18 protein-coding genes and 1 tRNA gene are annotated in these 17024 nt (G+C 68.2%); 9 read left to right on the top strand and 10 right to left on the bottom strand.

Annotation, left to right across the window (positions count from 1 at the left end; all coding sequences use genetic code 11):
* Positions 1-41: 41 nt before the first annotated feature.
* From SH591_RS09610 to SH591_RS09620, 3 genes are read left to right on the top strand one after another with little or no spacing between them, the layout of a single operon-like run.
* On the top strand, positions 42-635 hold the full coding sequence (locus tag SH591_RS09610; RefSeq protein WP_324748938.1) for an SCO family protein: 594 nt from the start codon (positions 42-44) through the stop codon (positions 633-635).
* A complete protein-coding gene (locus tag SH591_RS09615) occupies positions 632-1057 on the top strand; it encodes a YcgN family cysteine cluster protein (protein ID WP_324748939.1) in 426 nt (141 codons plus the stop codon). Before SH591_RS09610 ends, SH591_RS09615 begins: the two co-directional genes overlap by 4 nt.
* On the top strand, positions 1047-1751 hold the full coding sequence (locus tag SH591_RS09620) for a M48 family metallopeptidase (RefSeq protein ID WP_322831294.1): 705 nt from the start codon (positions 1047-1049) through the stop codon (positions 1749-1751). Before SH591_RS09615 ends, SH591_RS09620 begins: the two co-directional genes overlap by 11 nt.
* Here the strand turns inward: SH591_RS09620 and SH591_RS09625 are convergent.
* From SH591_RS09625 to SH591_RS09645, 5 genes are all read right to left on the bottom strand, one after another.
* On the bottom strand, positions 1701-3824 hold the full coding sequence (locus SH591_RS09625; RefSeq protein WP_324748940.1) for a transglycosylase domain-containing protein: 2124 nt from the start codon (positions 3822-3824) through the stop codon (positions 1701-1703). The two genes, SH591_RS09620 and SH591_RS09625, sit on opposite strands and share 51 nt — an antisense overlap.
* A 118-nt stretch (positions 3825-3942) precedes the next feature.
* The gene (gene msrB, locus SH591_RS09630; protein ID WP_322831296.1) at positions 3943-4353 is read right to left on the bottom strand and encodes a peptide-methionine (R)-S-oxide reductase MsrB; all 411 of its coding nucleotides are present in this window, start codon (positions 4351-4353) and stop codon (positions 3943-3945) included.
* 228 nt (positions 4354-4581) lie between these two features.
* Positions 4582-4668 (bottom strand) — tRNA-Leu (locus SH591_RS09635).
* A gap of 159 nt (positions 4669-4827) precedes the next feature.
* Positions 4828-5925: a 6-phosphofructokinase gene (locus SH591_RS09640; RefSeq protein ID WP_324748942.1), complete on the bottom strand. Its 1098-nt coding sequence runs from the start codon at positions 5923-5925 to the stop codon at positions 4828-4830.
* A 68-nt stretch (positions 5926-5993) separates the two neighbouring features.
* Positions 5994-6728 (bottom strand): MJ0042-type zinc finger domain-containing protein, encoded by a 735-nt coding sequence (locus SH591_RS09645; RefSeq protein WP_324748943.1) that lies wholly within the window; start codon positions 6726-6728, stop codon positions 5994-5996.
* Positions 6729-6862: 134 nt separating this feature from the next.
* Here SH591_RS09645 and ftsE point away from each other — a divergent pair, with 134 nt between their 5' ends.
* The 4 genes from ftsE to SH591_RS09665 are packed head-to-tail and all read left to right on the top strand — an operon-like array spanning position 6863 to position 9685.
* Positions 6863-7579 (top strand): cell division ATP-binding protein FtsE, encoded by a 717-nt coding sequence (gene ftsE, locus SH591_RS09650; protein WP_322831628.1) that lies wholly within the window; start codon positions 6863-6865, stop codon positions 7577-7579.
* The gene (locus SH591_RS09655; RefSeq protein WP_324748944.1) at positions 7576-8472 is read left to right on the top strand and encodes a cell division protein FtsX; all 897 of its coding nucleotides are present in this window, start codon (positions 7576-7578) and stop codon (positions 8470-8472) included. The genes ftsE and SH591_RS09655 overlap by 4 nt, the downstream gene beginning before the upstream one ends.
* Entirely contained in the window at positions 8469-8999 is a 531-nt protein-coding gene (locus tag SH591_RS09660; protein WP_324748945.1) for a YdcF family protein, read from the top strand. Before SH591_RS09655 ends, SH591_RS09660 begins: the two co-directional genes overlap by 4 nt.
* On the top strand, positions 8999-9685 hold the full coding sequence (locus SH591_RS09665) for a lysophospholipid acyltransferase family protein (protein ID WP_324748946.1): 687 nt from the start codon (positions 8999-9001) through the stop codon (positions 9683-9685). The genes SH591_RS09660 and SH591_RS09665 overlap by 1 nt, the downstream gene beginning before the upstream one ends.
* Here the strand turns inward: SH591_RS09665 and pheT are convergent.
* The 3 genes from pheT to SH591_RS09680 all read right to left on the bottom strand — a co-directional run bounded on the left by pheT (position 9682) and on the right by SH591_RS09680 (position 14697).
* The gene (pheT, locus tag SH591_RS09670; RefSeq protein WP_324748947.1) at positions 9682-12060 is read right to left on the bottom strand and encodes a phenylalanine--tRNA ligase subunit beta; all 2379 of its coding nucleotides are present in this window, start codon (positions 12058-12060) and stop codon (positions 9682-9684) included. The two genes, SH591_RS09665 and pheT, sit on opposite strands and share 4 nt — an antisense overlap.
* Before the next feature lie 106 nt (positions 12061-12166).
* Complete coding sequence (gene pheS, locus SH591_RS09675) at positions 12167-13246, bottom strand: phenylalanine--tRNA ligase subunit alpha (RefSeq protein WP_324748948.1); 1080 nt, start codon at positions 13244-13246, stop codon at positions 12167-12169.
* A 44-nt stretch (positions 13247-13290) separates the two neighbouring features.
* Entirely contained in the window at positions 13291-14697 is a 1407-nt protein-coding gene (locus tag SH591_RS09680; RefSeq protein WP_324748949.1) for a helix-turn-helix domain-containing protein, read from the bottom strand.
* Between the two features lie 122 nt (positions 14698-14819).
* On the opposite strand from SH591_RS09680, the gene aceA reads away from it, so the two are divergent.
* On the top strand, positions 14820-16103 hold the full coding sequence (gene aceA / locus SH591_RS09685) for an isocitrate lyase (RefSeq protein ID WP_324748950.1): 1284 nt from the start codon (positions 14820-14822) through the stop codon (positions 16101-16103).
* Between the two features lie 8 nt (positions 16104-16111).
* Positions 16112-16315, top strand: a complete 204-nt coding sequence (locus SH591_RS09690; protein WP_324748952.1) for a DUF4170 domain-containing protein — start codon at positions 16112-16114, stop codon at positions 16313-16315.
* Positions 16316-16430: 115 nt separating this feature from the next.
* On the opposite strand, the gene rplT is transcribed toward SH591_RS09690, so the two are convergent.
* Entirely contained in the window at positions 16431-16796 is a 366-nt protein-coding gene (gene rplT / locus SH591_RS09695; RefSeq protein ID WP_324748953.1) for a 50S ribosomal protein L20, read from the bottom strand.
* Between the two features lie 15 nt (positions 16797-16811).
* The gene (rpmI, locus tag SH591_RS09700; protein WP_106640468.1) at positions 16812-17015 is read right to left on the bottom strand and encodes a 50S ribosomal protein L35; all 204 of its coding nucleotides are present in this window, start codon (positions 17013-17015) and stop codon (positions 16812-16814) included.
* Positions 17016-17024 lie beyond the last annotated feature (9 nt).

Genomic DNA, 17024 nt, shown 5'->3' on the forward strand with positions numbered 1-17024 from the left:
GCTTGATTGTCGGCCTGTAGCAAAGCAAGGCTGGCCGCGCCATGAATGAACGCCGCTTTCTCGCTTCGCTCGCCCTCCTCCTGACACTGCTGCTCGGCGCCTGCGGTCCCAAGGCGGAAGAGACGCCGCCGCTGGCCGGAGCGTCGCTCGGGGGGCCGTTCACGCTGACCGACCAGGACGGCAAGCAGGTCTCCGACACGGATTTCGACGGCCGCTACCGACTCGTCTATTTCGGCTTCACTTACTGCCCGGACGTGTGCCCGGTCGATCTCCAGGTGATCGGACAGGGCTTCCGCCAGCTCGAAAAGAGCGACCCGGCGATCGCGGCCAAGGTCCAGCCGATCTTCATCAGCGTCGACCCCGAGCGCGACACGCCGCCGGTGGTGAAGGAGTTCGTGTCGGCCTTCCATCCCCGGCTGGTCGGCCTCACCGGCACGCCCGAGCAGATTGCCGAGGTGGCGAAGCGCTACGGCATTTATTATATCAAGGAGCAGTCGGAAGGCGCGAGCGGCTATCTGGTGAACCATTCGCGTAACACCGTCCTGTTCGGCCCGAAGGGCGAGCCGATCGCGATCGTCCCGCACGACCAGGGGCCGGAGACGGTGGCCGCGGAGCTCAAACGCTGGGTGAAATGAACTTCTGGGAAAAACCGCTCGTACAGCTCACCCGCGAGGAATGGGAAAAGCTGTGCGACGGCTGCGGCAAATGCTGCCTCCACAAGGTGGAGGATGCCGACACCGGCGAGATCTACAACACCAACGTCACCTGCAAGTTGCTCGACAGCCATAGCGGGCTTTGCACCAACTATAAGGGGCGGCGCAGCTTCGTGCCCGATTGCGTCCAGCTCACCTACCAGAAGGCCGGCACGCTGCCCTGGCTGCCCTCGACCTGCGCCTATCGGCTGCGCGCCGAGGGCAAGCCGCTTCCGGGCTGGCATTACCTGATCACCGGCAGTCGCGACACGGTTCACGAGGCCGGCCAGTCGGTCCGCGGCTGGACGGTCCCTGAGGGCGAGGCCGGGCCGCTCGAATATCATCTCTCCGACCGTGAGCTCTGAGCTTCGCTTCGAGGGCGGCTCGGTGAGCGCCGTCCTCACGCTGAAGACTTCGGCGCGGGCCAAGGTGATGCGCCTGCGCGTCGATCCCCGCACCGGTGCCGTGATCCTCACCGTGCCGCGGCGCGTGTCGCAACGGCGGGCGCTGCAATGGGCCGCCGGGCATCGGGACTGGATCGAGAAGACGCTGTCCGCAATCCCGGCGCCGCTCGCGCTCGCCCACGGCAGCGAGATTCCGCTCGGGGGCGTGCCGCATGCGATCGACTGGCGCCCGGATCGCTCGCGCATCGCGCGGGTCGAGGACGGCCGCATTCTGATCGGCGGGCCGGAGGAAACGCTCGTCCCCAGGATGCAGCGCTGGCTGCGGCGCCAGGCGCTGGACGTGCTGACCCGCGAGACCCACGAATATGCCGCCAAGGCCGGAGTGACGGTCAGCCGCGTCGGCGTCGGCGATACCGTGTCGCGCTGGGGAAGCTGCTCCTCGGCTGGGACCATCCGTTACAGCTGGCGCCTCATCCTGGCGCCCGATTGGGTGCGGCGGGCGACGGTGGCGCATGAAGTGGCGCACCGTGTTCACATGGACCACAGCCCGCGCTTCCACGCCTTGGTCGAGCAATTGTTCGGCGCCGATCCGACGCCGGCGCGCTTATGGCTGCGCCGGAACGGGGCGGCGCTCCACCGGATCGCGCGCGCTTAGCTGGCGCGGCGGCGGGGCCTGGCGCGGCGCGGGGGGCGGTGCCCTTTCCCGGCCGACGGCTCGATCCAGCCATTCCTGGTTGAGCTCTTCGCGCCTCGGATCATCGGCCGGTGCCGGGAGCGGCTGCGGCGCGACGTCGATCGGCTGGCCCGGCTGCGGTGCGATCGGATTGCCGTCAGGATCGACCATCATGCCGGGGTCGCCGGGGATGGCGGGGCCGTTCTCGGGCTCGCCGAACCAGGCTTCCTCGTCGGGCTCCATCTCCCAGTCGGGCAGAGCGACCTCGATGTCGAACTTCTCGACCGGGCGCTTGGCCACCGCGCGGACCATATGGTCGCGGAAGGCGCGGGCGGGCGAGGTGCCGCCCTGCAGTCCCGGCAGCGCCTTGGCGTCGTCGCGGCCCATCCACACGCCGGTGGTGAGGCCGCTCGAGAAGCCGATGAACCAGCCGTCCTTGTTCGAATTGGTCGTGCCCGTCTTGCCGGCGACGGGACGCCCAATCTGGGCGGCGCGGCCGGTGCCGGTCAGCACCGCCGCCTGCAGCAGGTCGGTCATCTGCGCGGCGACCCACGGCGCGACGAGGACGCGCGATTGGTCGACCTCGTGCTGGTAGAGGACGCTGCCGTCGGGCGTGGTGACCCTGCGGATGCCATAGGGCACCACCGCCACGCCCTTCTGGCTGACCGAGGCGAAGGCGCGGGTCATGTCGATCAGGCGCACGTCGGACGTCCCCAATACCATCGAGGGCTGGGTGTTGATCTCGGTGGTGATGCCGAAGCGCTGCGCCATGTCGGCAATGGTGCGGAAGCCCACTTCCTGTCCCAGCCGTGCGGAGATCGTGTTGATCGAACGCGCAAAGGCTTCGCGGATCGTCACCGGCCCCGAATGGCTCCGGCTGCTGTTGCGCGGGCTCCAGCCGCCGATCGTGATCGGCTCGTCGACGACTGTGTCGTCGGGCGTGTAGCCGGCCTCCAATGCGGAGAGATAGACGAAAAGCTTGAACGCCGAGCCCGGCTGGCGCGTCGCCTGGGTGGCGCGGTTGTATATCGAGCTTACGTAATCGCGGCCGCCGACCATCGCACGGACCGCGCCGTCGCGGTCGAGCGTGACGAGCGCGCCCTGGGCGCCGCTCGGCGTGTTGGCGTTGATCGCCTGGTCGGCGGACCGCTGCATTGCCGGATCGAGCGTCGTCCAGACGTCGATCGGCTCGACCGATTCATCGATCAGCATGTCGAGCTGGGGCAGGACCCAATCGGTGAAATAGCGGACGCTGTTCTGCTTCGGCGTCGGCACGAATTTGACTTGGGCGGGCTCGGCGGAGGCAGCCTCGGCGGGCGTGATGTCGCCCGTCTCGAGCATCAGCTTGATCACGACCCCGGCGCGGCCCCGCGCTGCCTCGGCATCGGCGGTTGGCGAATAGTTGGACGGCGCCTTGACCAGGCCGGCGATGATCGCGGCCTCGGAGAGGCTGAGCGTGTCGGCGCTGTGGCCGAAGAAGCGGCGCGAGGCGGCGTCGATGCCGTAGGCGCCGCCGCCGAAATAGACGCGGTTGAGGTAGAGCTCGAGGATCTGCTCCTTGGAGAAGCGGCGCTCGAGCGCCAGCGCCAAGATCGCCTCGCGGACCTTGCGGCCGAAGGTGCGGCTGTTCGTCAGGAAGATGTTGCGGGCGAGCTGCTGGGTGATGGTCGATCCGCCCTGGGCCCAGTGGCCGCGCTCGACGCGCACCTTGACCGCGCGGGCGAGGCCGATCGGATCGACGCCGGGATGCATGTGATACCGACGGTCCTCGACCGCCAGCATCGCATCCTTCATCACTTCGGGGATCTCGTCGTAGCGGACCCATTCGCCGAAGCTCGGCCCGAGCGAGACGAGGGTGCTGCCGTCGGCCGCGCGCACGCGGATCATCTGGCCGAGGTCGTCGCGGCGGACCAGTTCCTGGTAGCTGGGCAGCGAATTCATCGCAACGACGACCGCCACCACCAGCGCCACCAGGCCGACAAGGCCTGCATAGACGCCGATTTTGAGGGTCGTGATCAAGGTCCGCTTGAGCGGAGAGGAAGCGGTACTGGCCATGGACGCCGAGAGATAGGGCCAGACGCCGAACCTCACAAGCAGAAGCGCTATCGTGGAATCGCGACTCTGCGTCGGTTCGCCGCCAGGGTTTCAGGCCGGTCGCGCCGGCGGCAAACCCTTATTTCTTGCCCTTGAAGTCGAGCGAGGCGCTGTTGATGCAGTAACGAAGCCCCTCCGGCCCCGGACCGTCCGGAAAGACATGGCCGAGATGCCCGTCGCAGCGGGCGCAGCGCACCTCGACCCGGCGCATGCCGTGGCTCACATCCTCATGCTCGGTGATCGCGTCCGGCTCCTCGGGGGCGGTGAAGCTCGGCCAGCCGCAGCCGGAATCATATTTGGTGTCGCTCTCGAACAAAGGCTCGCCGCAACCGGCGCAGCGATATTCGCCTTCCTGGTGGTTGTTCCAGTAGCGGCCGGTGAAGGGGCGTTCGGTGCCGGCCTCGCGCAGCACATGATATTGCTCGGGCGAGAGGCGCTCGCGCCATTCCTTCTCGGACAAATCGAGGTGATCGTCGGCGGGCTTGGTCATGGTCGTGCTGTGGGAAGGGTCGTCCGCAGGGTCAACCATAATGGGGTCCTCGTGAGAGCGCGAAGGTCTGGGCGACGAATCATTGGCCGTGCCAGCGTAAAACTACGCCGCGACCATAAGGTTTCGGCGACGCCCTTGTCGATGCGGGCGGCTTGGCAGCCCACTCGCGGAGAAATTGCAGGCTTGGGAGCGAAGGGGGCTCGGCGGCCCCGCGCTTCAGCATTCAAATGGTGCGGTCGAGAAGACTCGAACTTCCACGTCCTTTCGGACACAACGACCTCAACGTTGCGCGTCTACCAATTCCGCCACGACCGCACATTTGATTGAACCGCCGGAAGAGGCCCGGCGGCTGGTAGGCGCGAGCCTCTAGCAAAGGGTTTTGGCGGACGCAATGGCCGTTCCCGCGTCGCCCCGAGAAATTGCGGCTCTCCCATCCGCTCCCGGGCATTGCGAAATCCACCGGGCGCGCGTCCCTCAATAGAGGAACATCGGCATCCCTTCGACGCGCATCAGCCGCGCGCGATAGGTCAAAGGGTCGTAGAGGCCCTCCACGTCCACCCGCTTGGTGCCGCCGAGCAATGTATCGACAGGGACATGGCCGTAATTGCCGTCGTTCAGCGTCACCATCCGCGCGGTCTCGCCCTGTCCGAGCAGTTGCACCGCAAGCGCGCCGAAGGCGAGCCCGACCATCCGGTCCATCGCGTCCGGCTCGCCGGCGCGCATCAGATAGGCCAGTTCCTGGATCACCGTGCCGCTGCCGAGCCGGTCGGTGATCGCCTGTCCGAGCCGGTGGCCCACGCCGACGTCGCCGCGCTCGCTGGCCGGCTTGGATAGTTCGAAACCCGCGCCCGCGCCGCCGATCGTCGCGCCTTCGGAGATCACGCACATCGCATAATGGGCCGGATTGCTGTTCTTGTCCTCGGCGAGCAGCGGCAGCAAAGTGTCGAGATCGGCCGGCACCTCGGCGATGATCGTGCGGTCGACCTGGGCGAGGAAGCCGGCGAGCAAGGCGGTCTCGCCGCTGCGGCGCCCGAACAATTCGATCACGCCGATGCGCTCATGGCTTTCCACCGTCGTGCGCAGCGCGTTGATCGCCGCCACCGAGCGGCTCACCGCCGTCGAGAAACCGATGCAGTAATCGGTGCCGAACACATCATTGTCCATCGTCTTGGGGACAGAGATGACCGGCACGCCCTGCGCCGCGAGATGGGCCGAAAAACGCAGCGTTCCGTCGCCGCCCAAGGTCACCATCGCGTCCACGCCAAGCCGGTCGAGCACGTGCAGGACATGGGCGGTGGCGTCTCCGCCCGGGGCGGTGCGGGGATCGGCCCGCGACGTATGGAGGATGGTGCCGCCCGTCCGGTCGATCCCGCGCACGCCTTCGCGCGTCAGCATCAGGCTGTTGGCGGCGACGGTTGCAGGATCGGCGGGATCGATGGCGAGTACGCCTTCCCAGCCGCGCCGGAAGCCGACCACCTGCCAGCCGCGGTCGTCGGCGTTCATCACGATCGACCGGATGCAGGCGTTGAGGCCGGGCACGTCGCCGCCGCCGGTCAGAACTCCGATCCGCATCCCGGTCCTCCTGCTGGGTGTCGCACGGCCGGCCTAGGAAGGGCGGCGGTCGTCGGCAAAGCCGTCGCTCAGGGCGCGGCTCCGAACGTCATGCTCAGCGTCTTCGCGGCCGGCGGCACGTTGACCTCGGCGCTGTTGAACGTGGCGCTCTGCTGCGGCGCGAGTTCGGCCACCGGCGCGGAGATCGCCCAGCTGTAGACGACGCGGCCCTGCGTATCGCGCAGCTCGGCCCGGATCTGGGGCACCTTGCGCGTCGTCTCGGTCGGGTTCACGACCCGGCCCGAGACCGCGAACAGCTCGTTGCCGCTCGCCATCACGCTGCGCTCGGGCTTGCGCGTCACTTCGAGCTCGAGGCCGGTCCCCGTCGTCTCGCCGCGTGCGGCGCTGTCGGCGATTCCCGGAATTCCGAAATAGGAGATGGCGGCCACCGCCGCGATCATCAGCGCGGCGGCCAGGATCGCGAGCAGGGTCCACATCCGTGCCGGATTGCGCCGGCCGGAAAAGGGCGGCTCGCCGGCGAAATCGTCGTAATCCTGCAGTTCTGGCTCGGGCGCGAAATCCTCGACCGGAACCGGCGCGGGCGGCACCGGGACCGGCCGCGGCGCGGCGCGCGGCTGCGGCGCCGGGGCGGGCGCCGACGGCATCTGGGCAGCCGGCGCCGCTGCGGCGGCCGCACGCGGCGGCGGCGGTTCCTGGAACCAGCTATTCTTGCACGAGGCGCAGCGCACCTGCCGCCCGGTCGGACCTACGGCGCTGTCGGGAACGACATAGCGTGTGTCGCAGACTGGGCAGGAAAGGATCATTGCTGTCGGGCCTTGGCTTGTGCGTTGGAATCTAAGCACGGCAAAGCGGGACGGCGCAAGTAAATGCCGTGTTTACGGGGCCCTCCCCGCCATGCCATGGCTGGTTGCAGTTAGGCCGGTAAGCGGAGGCGCGTCTGGGCGCGGCGGGCAGCATCGTACAGTTCGAGAATGTCGGCCTGCGCTACGGCACGGGGACCGAGACGCTGTCCGATCTCACTTTCTCGCTGCGGGAGGGAGGTTTCTACTTCCTCACCGGACCATCGGGCGCGGGGAAAACCTCGCTCTTGAAGCTGCTCTATCTTGCCCAGCGTCCCAGCCGCGGCCTGATCCGCCTGTTCGGCGAGGATATCGTGACGATGCCGCGCAAGCGCCTGCCCGGCTTCCGCCGCCGGATCGGCGTCGTTTTCCAGGATTTCCGCCTGGTCCCGCACCTCTCCGCCTTCGACAATGTCGCCTTGCCGCTGCGCGTCGCCGGGGTCGAGGACCGCGACCTCGAGACGCCGGTCAACGAGATGCTGTCCTGGGTCGGCCTCGGCCACCGCGCCACCGCCCGGCCGGCGACCCTCTCGGGCGGCGAGCAGCAAAGGGTGGCGATCGCCCGCGCCGTGATCGCCCGGCCCGAATTGCTGGTCGCCGACGAGCCGACCGGCAACGTCGATCCGGAAATGGCGCGCCGCCTGCTTCACCTGTTCGACGCGCTCAACAAGCTCGGCACGACCGTCGTCGTCGCCACCCACGACGTGCACCTCATCTCCAGCGTCTCGGGATTCGAGATGCTGCGGCTCGATCGTGGCCAGATCGCCGACCCGACCGGGGCGCTGCGCCATCCGCCGCGCAGGATCGACGCGTGAAGGGCGGAACTCGCAAGTTCGGGACCGCCGACCGCCGGCTGCTGCCCGAAGGGCGGCTGGCCGGGCCGATGCCCTGGGTGATCGCGATCATGATGTTCCTGACCGTGCTGGCCGCCGCGGCCGGCCTCGGGCTCGGCCAGGCGACGCGCACCTTGAACGCCGATATCGGCAACCGCATCACCGTCCAGGTCGTGGAGGCGAACCCGGACTTCCGTGAGGCCCAGGCCGCGGCCGCGATGGCCGAGCTGAAACGGCTGCCCGGCATCGGATCCGTCCGCCGCATCGAGGCCGCAGAGATGGAGCGACTGCTCGAGCCGTGGCTGGGCGAGGGCGGGCTCCAGGCGGAGCTGCCGGTGCCGGCGATGATCGACGCCGAGCTGAGTGCGGAAGCCTATGCCGATCTCGACGCGATCCGCGCGGCCATCCTCGACGTCGCTCCGTCGGCGCGGGTCGACGACAATGCGCAATGGCTGGCCCCGCTGGCGACATTGATCGATGCCTTGCGCCTGCTCGCGGCGGCGTTGGTGCTGCTGATGGTGGGCGCGAGCGCGGCAACCGTCGTGCTCGCCGCGCGCGCCGCGCTCGACACGCATCGCAACACGATCGAGGTGATGCATTTGATGGGGGCGACGGACATCCAGGTCGCACGCCTGTTCCAGCGCCGGATCGCGCTCGACGCCTTGTTCGGCGGGCTGGTCGGGCTGGTCGCCGCGGCGATCGTGCTGCTGGTGATCGGCAGCCGCGTCGGCGCGCTGGGATCGGAGCTGCTGGGTTCGGCCGGCCTGCCGCCGACGAGCTGGCTGGTGCTGGTCCTGCTGCCGGCGGCCGGCGTTTTTCTTGCGATGCTGGTTGCCCGCACCACGATTTTGAGGGCATTGGGCCGGCTCCTATGATCGTCCGTGCCGTCTCCGCCCTGCTCCTGCTCTATGCGCTCGGCTATGCCCTGTTCGTGGTGGCGCTGCCGCGCCCGGCCGACGACCGCCAGACCGACGCCATCGTCGTGCTCACCGGCGCCGGCGGACGGGTGCAGCGCGGGCTCGACCTCATCCAGCGCGGCCGGGCCAAGCGCATGCTGATTTCGGGCACCGCCCGAACCGTCCGGCCGATCGAGCTCGCCGAGCGCTACGACGTCGATCCGGCCCTGTTCAAATGCTGCATCGATCTTGGTCGCGAGGCGGTCGACACCCGCTCGAACGCCGACGAGACCGCGCGCTGGCTGGAGAAGCGCAAGCTCAGGACGGTGCGGCTCGTCACCACCGACTGGCACATGCCGCGCGCGCGCTTCGAACTGTCGCGCCAGCTCGGGGATGGCTACGAGCTGATCGGCGATGCGGTCCAGAGCAATCCCAGCTTCCGGCAGCTCTTCACCGAGTATAACAAATATCTGCTGCGCCGCGCGGCGGTGGTCGTCGGCATCTGATGCTCTTGATCCGCTCCCTCCTGTTCTCGCTCTTCTTCTATCCCGGCACGGCCGGCGCGGTGCTCATGGCTTTCCCGGCCGCCTTTCTCGGCCGCCGGCCGATCCAGTGGGTGACCCATGGCTGGGCGCGCTGGCACCGCTGGTGCGCGCGCTTCCTCCTGGGCGTGCGCTCGCGGGTCGAGGGAACCACGCCGCAGGGCGCGGTGCTCGTCGCCGGCAAGCACCAGTCGATGTACGAGACGATCGAGATGCTGCTGCTGCTCGATCGCCCGACCGTGGTGATGAAGCGCCAGCTCACCGAGATTCCGGGCTGGGGCTGGGTGGCGCGGCAATATGGCGTGATCGGCGTCGATCGCGAGGGCGGCGCCTCGGCGTTGCGCAGGATGCTGACCGAGGCGCGCGCCTCGGTTGCGCAGGGCCGGCCGATAATGATCTTCCCCGAAGGCACGCGCGTCCTGCCGGGCGAAAAGCCGCCGCTGCAGCCGGGTTTCGCGGGCCTCTACAAGATGCTCGGCCTTCCGGTCGTGCCGATCGCGCTCGACAGCGGCCGCCTGTGGCCGCGCCGCAGCTTCGTCAAGAAGCCCGGAATCGTCACGTTCCGTTTCGGCGAGACGTTCCCGCCTGGCCTTCCCCGCGCCGAGATCGAGGCGGAGGTGCACCGGGCGATCAACGTGCTCGAGCCTTAATCGCGGAGCTTGGCCCCGGCCTTGGCCGCGGCCGCCACGATCCTGGCCGAGATCGCTTCGAGCTCCTCGTGGCTGAAGCTCTTCTCGCCCGGTTGCAGCGTGACTTCGACCGCCAGCGACTTCTGGCCCTCGGGCACGCCCTGGCCCGTGAAGATGTCGAACAGTCTGATGGCGGTGATCGCGCCCTTGTCCGCGCCGCGCACGGCCCGGAGCAGGGCGTCCGCCTGGCTGTCGAGCGGCAGCAGGAAGGCGAAGTCGCGCTTCACCGCCTGCAAGGCCGGCGGCGCGTAGGCGGTGCGCATGTGGCCCGTGCCGCCGCGCTTCTGCGGGATCGCGTCGAGGAAGATCTCAGCCGCGACGACCGGAGCTTCGAGGTCGAACGCCTTGATAGTCGCCGGGTGCAGCGCGCCGAATTCGGCGAGCGCGTTCTTGGGGCCGAGGCAGAGCCGTGCCGACCGGCCGGGATGATAGACGCTTGATGCGCCGCCCAGCACCTGCAGGTTCTCGACCGGCGCTCCTGCGGCAGCGAGCAAGGCCATCGCTTCGGCCTTGGCGTCGTAGGCGGTGAAGGCCTGCGCCTTGCCGCTCGACCAGTGGCGGGCGGCGGCATTGCCGGCCAGCACGATGCCGATCGTCGGATGCTCGCGGTCCCCGAGATAGCGGCGGCCGACCTCGAACAGGCGGACGCTGTCGGCGCCGCGATCCATGTTGCGGCGCGCGGCGGCGAGCAGGCCCGGCAGGAGCGAGGGCCGCATCGCCTTCATCTCCTCGCTGATCGGATTGGCGAGGATCCAGTCACTGCCGCCGAACGGCGCTGCTTCGGCCTCGCTGATGAAGCTCCAGGTGACCGCCTCGTTGAGCCCGCGCGCGGCAGCCGTGCGGCGCACGCGCCGCTCGACCATCTGCTCGGGGGTGGCGGTCGGCCGGGCGACGCCTTCGGCGCGCGGCAGCGGCGTCGAGGGCACGGCGTCGAGCCCCTCGATCCGGATGACCTCCTCGACGATGTCGGCCGATCCGGTGACGTCACGACGCCATGACGGCACTGCGATCCGCCACGGATTTCCGCTATTCACGGCGAATCCGAGCCGTTCCAGCACGTCTTTCTGGCGGCTTTCCGAAACCGCGATGCCAGCGAGTTCGGCGGTGCGCTCGGGGCGGTATTCGACCACCCGCTCGAGCTGCGGCGGGGTGCCCGCGCGCACGATTTCGGAAGCTTCGCCGCCGGCGAGCGCGATCGCCATCTCGGTCGCGAGCGCGAGCCCGGTGTCGAGGAAGGCCGGATCGACGCCGCGCTCGAAGCGCGTGCGCGCGTCGGAGGTCAAGGCCAGCTTCTGGCCGGTGCGGGCGATATGCTCGGGATCGAAATAGGCGCATTCGATGACGATGTCGGTCGTCTCTTCGGTCACGCCGCTATGCTCGCCGCCCATGATGCCGCCGATATCGTGCACCGCGCTGTCGTCCGCGATCACGGTCATCGAACCGTCGAGCGTGTAGGTCTTGCCGTTGAGCACCAGCACCTCCTCGCCGTCCCGCGCGCGGCGGGCGACGAGCGCGCCGTCCAGCTTGGCGAGGTCGTAGACGTGCAGGGGGCGGCCGTAGCTCAGCATGACATAGTTGGTCATGTCGACGAGCGCGCTGATCGGGCGCTGGCCGACCGCTTTCAGCCTCTGCTGCAGCCAGGCCGGAGACGGGCCGTTCTTCACGCCGCGGACGACGCGACCGTAGAAGGCCGGGCAGCCCTCGGGATCGTCGGTGCGGATCTCGATCGGGCAGGCGAAGCCGGCTCCGATCTCCTTGACCGCGATCGGCTTCAGCGTACCGAGGCCGGCGGCGGCGAGGTCGCGGGCGATGCCGTGGACGCCCATGCAATCCTGGCGGTTGGGCGTGATCGCGACGTCGATGACCGGGTCGTCGAGCCCGGCCCAGGCCGCATAATTCTCCCCGACAGGCGCGTCCTCGGGCAGCTCGATGATGCCGTCATGCTCGTCGCCGATCTCCAGCTCGCGCACGGAGCACATCATGCCCTTGCTCTCGACGCCGCGGATCGCCGCCACCTTCAAAGTCATGTCGCTGCCCGGCACGTAGGCGCCCGGCGGGCCGAACACCCCCTTCAGGCCCGCCCGCGCATTGGGCGCGCCGCAGACGACCTGGACGGGCGCGCCGTCGCCGGTGTCGACGGTGAGGACCTGCAATTTGTCCGCCTGCGGATGGCGCACGGCGGTCAGCACCTGCGCCACCGTGAACGGCGCCAGCTTGTCGGCCGCATTCTCGACCCCTTCGACCTCGAGACCGATTTGGGTCAGCGTCTCGACGACGGCTTCCAGGCTCGCATCCGTGTCGAGATGCTCCTTGAGCCAGCCATAAGTGAACTTCATCGGCGCGCCTCCAGCGCTTCCGTTCCTCGGCGAAAGCCGGGGGCCATGGGACGGGTCTGGGACGACTGGGCCCCGGCGTGCGCCGGGGAGCGAAGCAGGAAGACCGTCATGCGCCCACTCCTCCCGACAAGGTGGGCACGTCGAGGCTTTGGAAGCCGTAGTGCTTCAGCCACCGGAGGTCGCCGTCGAAGAAGGCGCGCAGGTCGTCCATGCCGTATTTCAGCATGGCGAGGCGGTCGATGCCGCAGCCGAAGGCGAAACCCTGCCACTCGTCCGGATCGAGCCCGCAGGCCTCGATCACCTTGGGGTGGACCATGCCCGAGCCGAGCACCTCCATCCAGCCTTCGGAGCCGCCGATCACGCGCTTGCCCTTCTCGATCGAATAGCCGACGTCGACCTCGGCCGAGGGCTCGGTGAACGGGAAATAAGACGGGCGCAGGCGCAGGACGATATCGTCACGCTCGAAAAACGCCTTGAGGAAGGTCTCCAGCGTCCATTTCAGGTGGCCCATATGGATGCCGCGGTCGATCACGAGACCCTCGACCTGGTGGAACATCGGCGTGTGGGTCGCGTCGCTGTCGGAGCGGAAGGTGCGCCCCGGCGCGATGATGCGGATCGGCGGCTGCTGCGACTGCATCGTGCGGATCTGCACCGGCGAGGTGTGCGTGCGCAGCAGCATCCGGTTGCCGCTCGCATCGTGCCGGTCGAAGTAGAACGTGTCGTGCATCGCCCGCGCCGGATGCGTCTCGGGGATGTTGAGCGCGGTGAAATTGCGCCAGTCGTCCTCGATCTCGGGGCCGGTGGCGACCGCGAAGCCGAGGTCGGCGAAGATCTCGGCAAGCTCGTCCATCACCTGGCTGACCGGATGGACCGTTCCCTGCGCCCGGGGCGCGACCGGCAGCGTCATGTCGAGGGTCTCGGTGGCGAGCTTGCGGTCGAGTTCGGCCGCTTCGAGCGCCGTCTTGCGGGCGGTGAGGGCGTTGGTGACCGCCTCGCGCAGCCCGTGGATGCGCGGCCCCTGCGCCTGGCGCTCGTCGGGGCTCATGCCGCCCAGCGTCTTCAGCAGGCCGGTGATCGCGCCCTGCTTGCCGAGCGCGGCGACCCGCTCGGCTTCCAGCGCGGGCAGGTCGGCGGCGGATTCAATGCGTTGCAGCCAGTCGCTGCTCATCGTGTCGAGGTCGGACATAGCGGCCCTCTAGAGGAGAAATCGGAGCGTTAGAAGAGGGCGGCCTAACCCACGAACGGATAAGGCGAGATGGTTTTCTGCATCTCGTTGACCATCAGCGTCCGCCCCGCCGGGGCGGCGGCGCGCTGGGGGCACCGCAGGCGCGGGCAGATCGAACAGGCCGGCCCGATCGGCGTGACATAGGGATCGGCGAGATCGAGGCCGTCCGAATAGACGATCTTGCGCGCATATTTGGCTTCGCAACCGAGGCCGATCGCGAGCTGGCTATTTTCGCGCGGATCCAGCCGCACCGCGCGGTCGACCGTGCGGCTGATCGTGAAGAAACGCTGGCCGTCGGGCGTTTCCACGGTCTGGGTCGCGATGCGGCCCGGCGTCTGGAACGCGGCGTGCAGGTTCCAGCGCGGGCAGGTGCCGCCGAAGCGCGAGAAGGGAAAGCTCTCGCCGGCAAAGCGCTTGGAGATGTTCCCGGCCGCGTCGACCCGCAGCATGAAGAAGGGGATGCCGCGCGCGCTCGGGCGACCGAGCGTGGTGAAGCGGTGCGCGACCTGCTCGACGCTCGCGCCGAATTCGGCGCACAGGCGGTCGATATCGTAACGGTGGCGCTCGGCGGCCGCGAGGAAGGCCTCGTAGGGCAGCATGATCGCGCCCGCCGCATAATTGGCGAGGCTCATGTGGAGCAGGCGACGGGCAGCGGGGTCGGGCGGCGCGGCGGCCTCGAGCATCCGCGCCAGCAACGGCCGGAATTCGAACAGGGCGACCTGATAGGCGACGCCGAACGTCCGGCTCTCCGGGCGCAGCAAGGCCGACAGCATCAGCCGCTTGCGGTGGATGTCGTAGTGCTGGCTGGCGGCATCGAGCAGATCGGGCGGGACGACCCGCGTCTCGACCCCAAATCCTTCCTTCAAACGCCGCCGCAGCCCCTCGAACAACGTGCTCGGATCGCCGAGCGCGCCGGCCAGCGTCTCGGCCGCCTCTTCGAGATAGGGGAAATAGTTGCGCTGCGACTGGATATGGTCGCGGACCCAGGCTTCGGGCGTGACGAGCGACGCCTGGTCGTCCGGCCCGGCGCCTTCGGGCGCCTGGCGGCGTTGCCCAAGCGCCAGATAGAGGCGCGCGATCGCGTCCGCCACGGCCGGGGCGTTGTCGGTCACCTCGAGCAGTTCGTAGCGGGGGATGCCGATGTCGGAGAACATCGGGTCGGCGAAGATCTCTGCAAGCTGCTCCAGGCTGGTGCCCTCGCCCTCGGCGGTGAAGCTTTTCAGGTCGACGTCATAAGCCTGCGCCAGCTTCAGAAGCACGCCGGCGGTGACCGGCCGCTGGTTGCGCTCGAGATGGTTGAGGTAGGACGGTGACATGCCGAGCTCGGCCGCCATTGCGCTCTGATTGACGCCGAGCTCACGGCGCAGCCGCCGGAGCCGTCCACCAAGGTACAGTTTGCGCTCGCTCGCCATGCAGTCAGATTGTCAAAGATTTACAACCGTCGCAAGTCATAGTGCGACATCGCGACCCTTTTCGATACTCCTTTGCACGCCGATTCGCGGTTCAATGGGGCAACGAAACAAAGGGAAGCCCCATGAACGACTTCACTGCCCTCGTCCCCGCACCCTCCGGCCGCTTCGATGGCATCGAACGGACCTATGGCGTCGCCGATGTCGAGCGCCTGCGCGGATCGCTGGCGGTCGAGCACACGCTCGCCCGGCGCGGGGCGAACCGTCTCTGGGAGCTTCTCCAAAGCGAGGATTATGTGCACGCGCTCGGCGCCCTCTCGGGCAACCAGGCGATGCAGATGGTGCGGGCCGGGCTGAAGGCCATCTACCTGTCCGGCTGGCAGGTCGCTGCCGACGCCAACACCGCCGGCGCCATGTATCCGGACCAGTCGCTCTACCCCGCCAATGCCGGGCCGGAGCTCTGCCGCCGGATCAACCGCACGCTCCAGCGCGCCGACCAGATCGAGCATATGGAGGGCGGCGCTTCCCGCGACTGGTTCGCGCCGATCGTCGCCGACGCCGAAGCCGGTTTCGGCGGACCGCTGAACTGCTTCGAGATCATGAAGGCCTATATCGAGGCCGGCGCCGCCGGGGTCCATTTCGAGGACCAGCTCGCCTCGGAGAAGAAATGCGGCCATCTCGGCGGCAAGGTCCTGATCCCGACCAAGGCCCATATCCGCAATCTCAACGCGGCCCGGCTCGCGGCGGACGTCTGCGGCGTTCCGACCGTCCTCGTCGCCCGCACCGACGCCGAGAGCGCCAGGCTCATCACCTCCGACGTCGACGAGCGCGATCACGAATTCCTGACCGGCGAGCGTACGCCCGAAGGCTTCTTCCGCTTGAAGGACGGGACCGGCGTCGATCATTGCATCAAGCGCGGCATCGCGTTCGCGCCCCACGCCGACTTGCTGTGGTGGGAGACGAGCCATCCCAATCTTGAGGATGCCAAGCGCTTCGCCGAGGCCGTCCAAAGGGCGCATCCGGGCAAGATGATGGCGTATAATTGCTCGCCCAGCTTCAACTGGGAGGCCAAGCTCGACAAGGACGTGATCGCGAAATTCCAGCGCGAGCTCGGCGCGATGGGCTACAAGTTCCAGTTCGTCACCCTGGCCGGCTTCCACAGCCTCAACCACTCCATGTTCGAGCTGGCGCGCGGCTACAGGGACCGCGGCATGGCCGCTTATTCCGAGCTGCAGCAGGCCGAGTTCGCCAGCGAGGCGGCGGGCTACACCGCCACCCGCCACCAGCGCGAGGTCGGCACCGGCTACTTCGACCTCGTCGCGCAGACCCTTTCGGGCGGCACGGCCTCCACCACGGCACTCGCCGAATCGACCGAGGCCGCCCAGTTCAAAACCAAAGTTGCAGCCTGAGGAGAGTGATGATGACCACGCGTTATTGGGTGATCGGGGGCGAATATCAGGATCCGGACTTCCGGGCGCTCGTCCCGGGCACCGAGACCATGGCCGGCCCGTTCGACGACGAGGCGCGGGCGCGGACCGAGTGGACCCGGCTGACCTGCTGCCCCGAGAAAAGCCGGATCGCGACCCTGCGTTACTCAATCGCCGCCGAAACCCGCCACTGACCCCTTCGCCCCCCGGGATCAGTGGCCGCCTGTCGCTTGGAGAGGGGCGACGGGCAAAAAGAAAGGCGCGGAGAGCTTATGCCCTCCGCGCCTTTCCGATTCTTGCGGGCTGCTCTTAGGCCTGGGCCGGGAGCGCCGCGCGAGCCTGGGCGACGATGCCCTTGAAGGCTTCGCCCTCGTGCATCGCGATGTCGGCCAGGACCTTCCGGTCGAGGTCGACGCCAGCGAGCTTCAGGCCATGCATGAACTGACCGTAGGTCAGGCCCTCGACGCGGACCGCGGCATTGATGCGCTGGATCCAGAGAGCGCGGAAGCTCCGCTTCTTAACCTTGCGGTCGCGATAGGCATATTGGCCGGCCTTTTCGACGGCCTGGCGAGCGATACGGATCGTGTTTTTGCGACGGCCGTAATAGCCCTTCGCCTGATCCAATAAGCGCTTATGCTTGGTACGAGTGGTCGTACCGCGTTTGACACGTGCCATGCTTCAGTACTCCTCTTAACGCAGGCCGTAGGGCGCCCAGAGCTTCACGCGCGCCGTATCGGCGTCGGCGAGAACTTCGGTGCCGCGGTTCTGGCGGATGTACTTGGCATTGTGGCTGATCAGGCGGTGACGCTTGCCGGCGACGCCGTGCTTCACCTTGCCCGTTGCGGTGAGCTTGAAGCGCTTCTTCACACCGCTCTTGGTCTTCAACTTGGGCATTTTGTCTCC

The organism is Sphingomonas sp. LY54 (genome assembly GCF_035594035.1).
GTDB lineage: Bacteria > Pseudomonadota > Alphaproteobacteria > Sphingomonadales > Sphingomonadaceae > Allosphingosinicella.

What these genes read in the sequence shown, in the direction of transcription:
- SH591_RS09665 (WP_324748946.1), top strand. Translation starts at nt 8,999, where the DNA reads ATGCTCTTGATCCGCTCCCTCCTGTTCTCGCTCTTCTTCTATCCCGGC.
- SH591_RS09640 (WP_324748942.1), bottom strand. Translation starts at nt 5,925, where the DNA reads ATGCGGATCGGAGTTCTGACCGGCGGCGGCGACGTGCCCGGCCTCAAC.
- SH591_RS09610 (WP_324748938.1), top strand. Translation starts at nt 42, where the DNA reads ATGAATGAACGCCGCTTTCTCGCTTCGCTCGCCCTCCTCCTGACACTG.
- SH591_RS09690 (WP_324748952.1), top strand. Translation starts at nt 16,112, where the DNA reads ATGATGACCACGCGTTATTGGGTGATCGGGGGCGAATATCAGGATCCG.
- msrB (WP_322831296.1), bottom strand. Translation starts at nt 4,353, where the DNA reads ATGACCAAGCCCGCCGACGATCACCTCGATTTGTCCGAGAAGGAATGG.
- SH591_RS09680 (WP_324748949.1), bottom strand. Translation starts at nt 14,697, where the DNA reads ATGGCGAGCGAGCGCAAACTGTACCTTGGTGGACGGCTCCGGCGGCTG.
- pheT (WP_324748947.1), bottom strand. Translation starts at nt 12,060, where the DNA reads ATGAAGTTCACTTATGGCTGGCTCAAGGAGCATCTCGACACGGATGCG.
- SH591_RS09645 (WP_324748943.1), bottom strand. Translation starts at nt 6,728, where the DNA reads ATGATCCTTTCCTGCCCAGTCTGCGACACACGCTATGTCGTTCCCGAC.
- SH591_RS09625 (WP_324748940.1), bottom strand. Translation starts at nt 3,824, where the DNA reads ATGGCCAGTACCGCTTCCTCTCCGCTCAAGCGGACCTTGATCACGACC.
- SH591_RS09615 (WP_324748939.1), top strand. Translation starts at nt 632, where the DNA reads ATGAACTTCTGGGAAAAACCGCTCGTACAGCTCACCCGCGAGGAATGG.
- pheS (WP_324748948.1), bottom strand. Translation starts at nt 13,246, where the DNA reads ATGTCCGACCTCGACACGATGAGCAGCGACTGGCTGCAACGCATTGAA.
- SH591_RS09660 (WP_324748945.1), top strand. Translation starts at nt 8,469, where the DNA reads ATGATCGTCCGTGCCGTCTCCGCCCTGCTCCTGCTCTATGCGCTCGGC.
- aceA (WP_324748950.1), top strand. Translation starts at nt 14,820, where the DNA reads ATGAACGACTTCACTGCCCTCGTCCCCGCACCCTCCGGCCGCTTCGAT.
- rpmI (WP_106640468.1), bottom strand. Translation starts at nt 17,015, where the DNA reads ATGCCCAAGTTGAAGACCAAGAGCGGTGTGAAGAAGCGCTTCAAGCTC.
- rplT (WP_324748953.1), bottom strand. Translation starts at nt 16,796, where the DNA reads ATGGCACGTGTCAAACGCGGTACGACCACTCGTACCAAGCATAAGCGC.